At 35.7% G+C, this 7,457-nt stretch carries 6 protein-coding genes; 5 read left to right on the top strand and 1 reads right to left on the bottom strand.

The window, feature by feature from the left end; all coding sequences use genetic code 11:
* Positions 1-312: 312 nt before the first annotated feature.
* Entirely contained in the window at positions 313-1,071 is a 759-nt protein-coding gene (locus AAIB49_RS18915; protein WP_343458945.1) for a FixH family protein, read from the top strand.
* 85 nt (positions 1,072-1,156) lie between these two features.
* Here the strand turns inward: AAIB49_RS18915 and AAIB49_RS18910 are convergent, their stop codons facing one another.
* The gene (locus AAIB49_RS18910) at positions 1,157-2,374 is read right to left on the bottom strand and encodes an MFS transporter (protein ID WP_339216938.1); all 1,218 of its coding nucleotides are present in this window, start codon (positions 2,372-2,374) and stop codon (positions 1,157-1,159) included.
* A gap of 148 nt (positions 2,375-2,522) precedes the next feature.
* Here AAIB49_RS18910 and AAIB49_RS18905 point away from each other — a divergent pair, with 148 nt between their 5' ends.
* The 4 genes from AAIB49_RS18905 (at position 2,523) to AAIB49_RS18890 (ending at position 7,331) form a co-directional block, all read left to right on the top strand.
* Entirely contained in the window at positions 2,523-3,410 is an 888-nt protein-coding gene (locus tag AAIB49_RS18905) for a phosphotransferase (RefSeq protein ID WP_343458944.1), read from the top strand.
* A gap of 204 nt (positions 3,411-3,614) precedes the next feature.
* Entirely contained in the window at positions 3,615-5,312 is a 1,698-nt protein-coding gene (locus tag AAIB49_RS18900) for a metal ABC transporter solute-binding protein, Zn/Mn family (RefSeq protein WP_343458943.1), read from the top strand.
* A 198-nt stretch (positions 5,313-5,510) separates the two neighbouring features.
* Positions 5,511-6,161, top strand: a complete 651-nt coding sequence (locus tag AAIB49_RS18895) for an HAD family hydrolase (protein ID WP_339216933.1) — start codon at positions 5,511-5,513, stop codon at positions 6,159-6,161.
* 663 nt (positions 6,162-6,824) lie between these two features.
* Positions 6,825-7,331: a DUF1648 domain-containing protein gene (locus AAIB49_RS18890; RefSeq protein WP_339216932.1), complete on the top strand. Its 507-nt coding sequence runs from the start codon at positions 6,825-6,827 to the stop codon at positions 7,329-7,331.
* The last annotated feature ends 126 nt before the right edge of the window (positions 7,332-7,457 follow it).

Here is a 7,457-nt window from a genome sequence, read left to right as displayed (position 1 = left end):
ATTTAAAAAAGTAAAAAAGCGGAAACAGATGGAAAGATATAAATCTGAAACCGTTGTCAAATTTGGAATTAAAACAATACAAAATAAGGGACTTTAAAAATCTCCCACAAATACTTGACTCAATCTATTCACAACAATAGGTTGAATATTACCTGTAGTACTGTTACATTTCTGTTAGAGGTAATTCATTGTCGATCAGAATAACAGGTCGGAAAGAAGATAAAATGTATCGTGTTTAAAAAGGATAGCTAGTGATTTAAATAAGTGAGAGAATACCCCTGTCTATTGAACGGGGTAATGGAGGAAATGAAGATGAAAAAATACATAGGCTTACTCATGATATTACTTGTAGGTGCTTTAGCTGCATGTGGCAATAATAATAATGGGGAGAAGACTGACGCTGATGAGGAAGTTAAAGCAGTTAACGTTGATTTTCAGCTTCCTGAGCATGCGGATATAGGGGAAGTAGTAGAATTAAAGGCAATCGTCACATATGGTGATGAATTAGTGAAAGATGCGGATAAAGTGGAATTTGAGTATTGGGTACAAGGAAATGAGAAAGAGACGACAACGGTTGAAGGTAAAAACAACGACGATGGTACATATACGGCAGATGTAACCTTTGAAGCGGATGGTATTTATGAAATATATGCTCATACCACAGCTAGAATGGTGCATATAATGCCTAAAAAATCGATTACAATAGGCGAAGGGAACGCTACAGCTCATGAGGAGCATGGGGAAGGACATGATAATCATGATCATTCCAGTCATGAAGAAGGGTTTATGATGCATTTTATGAAGCCTGGAGATGTGCAGGTTAATAAAGAGATTAATCTGACTTTACATTTGATGATGAATGATGAACCTCTTGAAGGTGCAACAGTTCGTTATCAAATTAACAAAGACGGTACGGAAGAGTATGAGTGGGTTGACGCAGACGAACCCGCCTCAGGGGAGTATAGTGGTTCTTACTCTTTTGATAAGGAAGGAACATACACGATTGTAGTTCATGTTGAGAATGATGAAGATCTACATGAGCATAAGGAATACACGGTGGAAGTAAAATAATAGAATGATGAAAGAAAAACACGTGAAAGGATCAAGCGAAACGAAGAGGCTTTCACGTGTTTTTATCATTTACAAGTTATTCGCTTTACGACTCTTTAAAATACAGCTTCTTCGCTGGTAAAAATATACTAACAATAACCAAGCAAGCGATTATAAGCATACCGACTGCTAAAGTAATAATAGTTATTCTTAACGGTATAATATCAGCTATTGCTCCAACCATTAACACAAAAACAATCTGAAGCAGGCTTAAGAACAACTGGAACAAACTAGTCACTCTCCCCATCATCTCAGTCGGAACATTGTTTTGGTAAAAGGTGGTGATACCGGCATTTAGAAATGCATTAAAGAATCCAAGGATCATAAACCCAACGGTAATAGAAAGGAATGACCAAGAAAAAGCGTAAAGCAGATAGCCAACCGTCTCCATCATCATTCCAATTGCTATTAAGTATCGGATAGATAAATTTTTAGAGAATAGAGTAACAATGAAAGCACCGACAATTGCTCCAATCCCCGTAATACTGATGAGTAAGCTATATTCCATTTCGGACAAGCCTACCACCTTTTGTGTAAAAACGACCTCTTGCGCATCCATAGCAAAAGAGAAAATGGTCGTTGCAAGAAAGGCAGAATAGATAAAGGCAATATACTTGTTTTCCTTGATAAATTGAATGACAATAATCCAGTCAGATTTTATTTGCGCGAAGGATAAAGTTGGCGTGTTTCCTTTCTCATGTGTCTCCTTATCAGGTAATCTACTCAATAATATTGCAGCCATGATAAAGGCTAAAGAGTTAATAAGAAGGGTATAGTCTACACCCAAAAGTAAAATCAAAGCCCCTCCGATTGCTGGCCCAATAATAAATGCACCAGAGGTAGTCAATGATTGTATAGAGTTATAACGCTTGCGAATGGTTTTCGGTACTAATTGCGCTATGTACGTCATGGAGGAAGGAGTAAAGAAAGATTTCGCTATGCTTAAGAAAACTAAGAACAAAAAGATGAACCATATGTTAGGTAAAAAGGGAATGCAAAAAATAGTAAGGGCTCTTGCTATGTAAGTAACAATCATTATTTTACGTTTGCTTCTATAATCGATGAAACTACCAGTCCAAAATTTAGTCAATACATTCACAACTGGGCCAATAACCCATAAACCTGCCACCGCAGCTGCTGATCCAGTCATTTGATAGACCAATATATTAATTGCTACTAAATAGATAAAGTCCCCAATTCCTGCTATCCCAACAGAGATTAATAAAATAACAGGTTGCTTCCAAACTGCCAGATTGAGTTTCATTATATAACTCCCCGCTTTCTCTATCTAAATTGATTATAATTTTTATTCATAAAGTTCTCATTGCTTTTTATTGAATTTATTGAAATAATTGTTAATTGTGAACAAAGTGTGAAGGAAGGAACATGGGTTAACTTCAAGGAGGAAAGCTATGAATCTAAAGGAAATAGTGCGAAATGAATATGGAGTCTCTTCAATAGAGGAAATAACCAAGATAGAAAGTGGCATAAGCTCAAATGCAAAACGAATTGTTACAGCTGATGGAAACTATATTCTTAGAAGAGTTAAGAGTGTAGAACAAGCTATAACAGAATATAAAATCTCACAGGAATTACGTCATGATAATCTTTCATCCATCATAATTTTGAATCAGGATAATGCTCCCTATATCAAGCTTAATAATGAGGTTTATAACCTTCAGACAGAAATACCAAATCTACTGGAAAAAGACAGCATTAACTTCTTTGAATTAGGGAAAACAATAGCTATATTTCATTCTAGAGTACAGAAAATAGATGGATTATTTTCACAGGAGGATCGCTTTCCATTAGAGCGCATGTGGAACCAAGTAAAAGTAAATCCTAAGTTTGACGCAACAGAATATAGTGGAAAGCTAACCAAATTAGTAGAGCAATGTTTAAGCTATAATCATAAGGACAATTACTATATCCATGGTGATTTAGGTAAATGGAATTTACTATTTGATAAGTCGAATATCTATATAATTGATTTTGGAGAAGTAAGAAGAGGAAATAACCATTTTGATATTAGCGCTGTTCTTTCCTCCACGATAAATTGGAGCTTAGGGGATGAACAACTATTCCTTCAGGTACGCCAATTTAAAAATGGGTATGGATCGAACTTTCATCAGTGGAACCATGCCATTCTTAGGGAAAGCTTTCATTTATGGTTTACAAGAGGAATGGTTGCTTTATTGGCTCAACAAGGAATAAATGAACGAACGAATCATGCGATTAATTTCATGATGAAAAAATGCACCAGAATAGAAACAGTATTCAAGCACTTATCTGCTAATTAGTTAGGCGGAAAGTGCTTTTTTATTAGATAGGCTGTTTCTAACGGGATTAAAAAATATAATAAGAATACAGGATTAAGGAATCGATTATCCCAATGTTAAGTATGTTTATAAAATAAAAAATAAATCGTAATCGTTACTATTTACAAAACGTAATCATTACGATATAGTATTATTGTTCAAATCATTAAAAAGGGAGATTGAGAAATGAAGTATGTAAAATCAATACTCATGCTATTATTTATTACTCTATTTATTGTAGGGTGTTCATCAGCGGATGATAATAATAGTAAACAAGATTCTGATGGCAAGAAAGATTCAGAGCTTACTATATACACATCTGTTTATCCGTTTCAATATGTAGTGGAAGAAATTGCAGGTGATACCGCTACTGTAAAAACCGTTTATCCTCCTGGAGCAGATGCTCATACATATGAGCCTACATCAAAAGATATTATCGATATAGCAGACAGTGATGCATTCATTTATCTTGGATCTAGAATGGAAAGCTTCTCCGATTCAATTGCTGAAGCTTTGGAAAATCAACCTGTAAAATTAATAGAGATGGGTAGTTATCATGAACTATTCCATAGCGGTCATGACCACGACCACGATCACGGACATCATGATCACAGTGATGAGCCTATTGAAATTACTGGGCTATCAGACCATTATCATACCGATGATTCTATTACTCTAACAGCAGTCGTTAATATGGATTCAGACGAAGATCATTTTCATTGGTTTGCATTAAATCCTGGTGAAAAAGATTGGGAGATTGTTGATGGTCAGACATCTGATCATTTTGAAGGGAAAGCTCAGGTAGATGGTCAACAAATCAAGGTTGTACTATATGGTGACGATCATGAGGTTGTTGCAGAATCAGAACCTGTAACGATAGTAATAGATGACCATGGTCACGACCATGATCACGGAGACGAAGAGCACGGCCATGATCATGACCATGATGGAGATGACGACCATGGCCACAACCATGACCATGATGGAGACGACGATCATGGCCACGACGGAGATGATGATCATGGCCACAATCATGACCATGATGGAGACCATGAGCATGGAGACGCAAGTAATGCAACAGGAAATGTTGAAATAGATGGCCTATTAGGGCATTATCATACTGGTGACGCTATTAAACTAACAGCTATCCTTGCAGACGGAGTAGATTATGACCATACACATTGGTTTGTTCTAAATCCAGGTGAAGAAGAATGGGGAGAAGTAGAAGGGCAAACTTTTGAGAATTATGAAAGTGAAGCTGAAGTAAAAGATCAGCAAATCAAGGTTGTATTTTACGGTGACGATCATGAGGTTGTTGCAGAATCAGAACCTGTTGTGATAGAAATTGATGACCATGAAGGAGATCACAACCCTCATATATGGACTGATCCACAACGTATGATAAAAATTGCAGAAATTATTAAAGATCAGTTAGTGGAAATGAATCCAGATGCAGAAGAGATGTACAATGAGAATCTTGAGGCATTAAAAGAAAAACTAACAGATTTAGATAATAATTTCATTGACCTTTTATCTAAGAAAGAAAACAAAGCGATTATCGTATCCCATGCTGCCTTTGGTTACTGGGAAGAGCGATATGGAATTGAACAAATTGCTATTCATGGACTGTCTACAGCTGAGGAGCCTTCTCAAAAGCAATTGACAGAAATTATTAATCAATCCAAAGAGCATAATTTAGATTACGTTTTATTTGAACAAAATAGCTCGAATAAATTATCAGAAGTTGTTCAAAAAGAGATTGGCGCAACTCCGATAACTATTCATAATCTTGAGGTTCTAACACAAGAAGATATTGATAATGGAGAAGACTATATCTCATTAATGGAACGAAATTTGGAAGTATTAGATCAAGTTACTAAATAATAAGTAAAAATAAGCAAGATGAATTATCTCTTCCCTGATTTTCTTTGAGAATCAGGGAAGTTTTTTTATTGCTCGAAGAAATTATGATCGTGTATTTGAGAAGGTTAAGAATATCTGTTGGAAAAGCAACAGAGCCAAAATTTCACCACTCGTATTATGTTAGAATAATAGTAATAATCGGTAGCAGGAGGGGGAAACATGGTTAATTACAAGGTGATTTTATTTGATTTAGATGGAACACTTTCAGACCCAAAAGAAGGAATTACAAAATCTGTACAATATGCACTGCAAAAAATGAACATCATCGAAACGAATATGGATAAATTGGAGAGCTTTATTGGTCCACCCCTACAAGTATCGTTTGCAGAGTATTATGGATTTGAGGAGTCTCAAATCCAGCAGGTAATTGAATTTTACCGAGAAAGATTTATAGAAAAAGGAATGTTCGAGAATGAATTATATTCTAACATTCCAATATTATTAAAAACATTGAAAGAAAAGGGACTTAAATTAGTAGTGGCAACGTCTAAACCGACTGTGTTTGCGGAACAAATCGTACAGCATTTTCATATAGATTCTTATTTTGAATGGATTGTGGGCAGTAATCTTGATGGATCTAGAACTTCTAAAACTGAAATCATACAGTACATATTAGATCGATATAGCAATTATAATCTGGATGATTTTATTATGATTGGAGATAGAAAGCACGATATTATTGGGGCTACAAATATGGGGATTGACTCTATTGGAGTCACCTATGGATATGGTTCGATAGAGGAACTAAGTCAATCTGATCCTACGTATATCGTTGACAGTGTAGTTCAGTTAAACAATATGTTTGGATAATCTTATTGTTGGCGGTGAAATGAAAAAGGGATGTAGTAGGATTAATTCTGTTTATGCTAGGTGTTGCATTAACAACGAATGTGTCGATGACCTTTTTAAGGGAATAAAGCGGAAAAAGGTAACAGAGAGAGTGAGTCAGTAACCTTTTTGAGAGAAAGAAGTAGAAAAAGGTAACAGAGAGAGTGAGTCAGTAACCTTTTTGAGGGAATAAAGCAGAAAAGGTAACAGAGAGAGTATCAGTAACCTTTTTGACTGAATGAAGTAGAAAAAGGTAACAGAGAGAGTATCAGTACCTTTTTTGATGGAATGAAGTGGAAAAAGGTAACAGAGAGAGAGTATCAGTACCTTTTTTGATGGAATGAAGTGGAAAAAGGTAACAGAGAGAGAGTATCAGTAACCTTTTTAAGGTAATGAAGAAGAAAAAGGAAACAGAGAGAGCGTGTCAGTAACCTTTTTAAGGTAATGAAGAAGAAAAAGGAAACAGAGAGAGCGTGTCAGTAACCTTTTTGAGAAAATGAAGCAGAAAAAGGAAACAGAGAGCCCCCCTCAGTAACCTTTTCGAGAGAATGAAGGAGTCAGGGAATCCAAATTTTTTCTGAAACCTCCTGTGAACTGTTACGTATGTAAAGGTAGAATCCATAAATTGGAGAGGGGTGGAGTGGAATGGCTGATTCCGGAAAACGTCCGAAAATAAAAATAGCAAAAACAAAATCGGAATGGATTTTTGATGTTATTGGATATTCTGCGTATATTGGGTCTATTATCTTATTAATAACGATTTGGTCCTCCCTGCCAGACGAGGTTCCGGCTCATTATAATGCATTAGGTGAGGTAAATCGTTGGGGTAATAAGTATGAATTATTAATTTTACCGATTGTTGGTGGATTTTTACTTTTGATGATGCAGTTGCTTGAGAAGTTTCCGGAGGCACACAATTATCCAAGTAGATTTAACGAATCCAATGCTGCGCAATTTTACCTTGTAAGTAGACAACTGCTGAACCAGCTTAAGAATAGTTGTTTACTATTATTTGGATTACTATTATTCGAATCCATATCGATTGCATTAAACTGGACGAAAGGTATGGGGGGATTGTTTTTACCACTATTAATTGTAATGACTGTAACTCCAATTGTAATGGCTATTCTGAGACAGAGAAAGATTAAATAAGGAGGCTGGGACAAAACCCCAGTAAATTAATATAAGCATGGTCCTTACCAACGTTTTAACGGTAAGGACCATGCTTATTATTTTTTGCACGCAATTTTCTGATATTAAAGTAAACAAAAAGGACAC

This window comes from Ornithinibacillus proteolyticus, assembly GCF_039581225.1.
In the GTDB taxonomy this organism is placed as follows: Bacteria; Bacillota; Bacilli; order Bacillales; family Amphibacillaceae; genus Ornithinibacillus; species Ornithinibacillus massiliensis.
The sequence above is the reverse complement of the archived record's forward strand: the minus strand, read 5'-3'. Positions and strand labels throughout refer to the sequence as shown.

Coding starts and splice junctions, on each gene's coding strand:
- AAIB49_RS18915 (WP_343458945.1), top strand. CDS start 313: ATGAAAAAATACATAGGCTTACTCATGATATTACTTGTAGGTGCTTTA.
- AAIB49_RS18910 (WP_339216938.1), bottom strand. CDS start 2,374: ATGAAACTCAATCTGGCAGTTTGGAAGCAACCTGTTATTTTATTAATC.
- AAIB49_RS18895 (WP_339216933.1), top strand. CDS start 5,511: ATGGTTAATTACAAGGTGATTTTATTTGATTTAGATGGAACACTTTCA.
- AAIB49_RS18905 (WP_343458944.1), top strand. CDS start 2,523: ATGAATCTAAAGGAAATAGTGCGAAATGAATATGGAGTCTCTTCAATA.
- AAIB49_RS18890 (WP_339216932.1), top strand. CDS start 6,825: ATGGCTGATTCCGGAAAACGTCCGAAAATAAAAATAGCAAAAACAAAA.
- AAIB49_RS18900 (WP_343458943.1), top strand. CDS start 3,615: ATGAAGTATGTAAAATCAATACTCATGCTATTATTTATTACTCTATTT.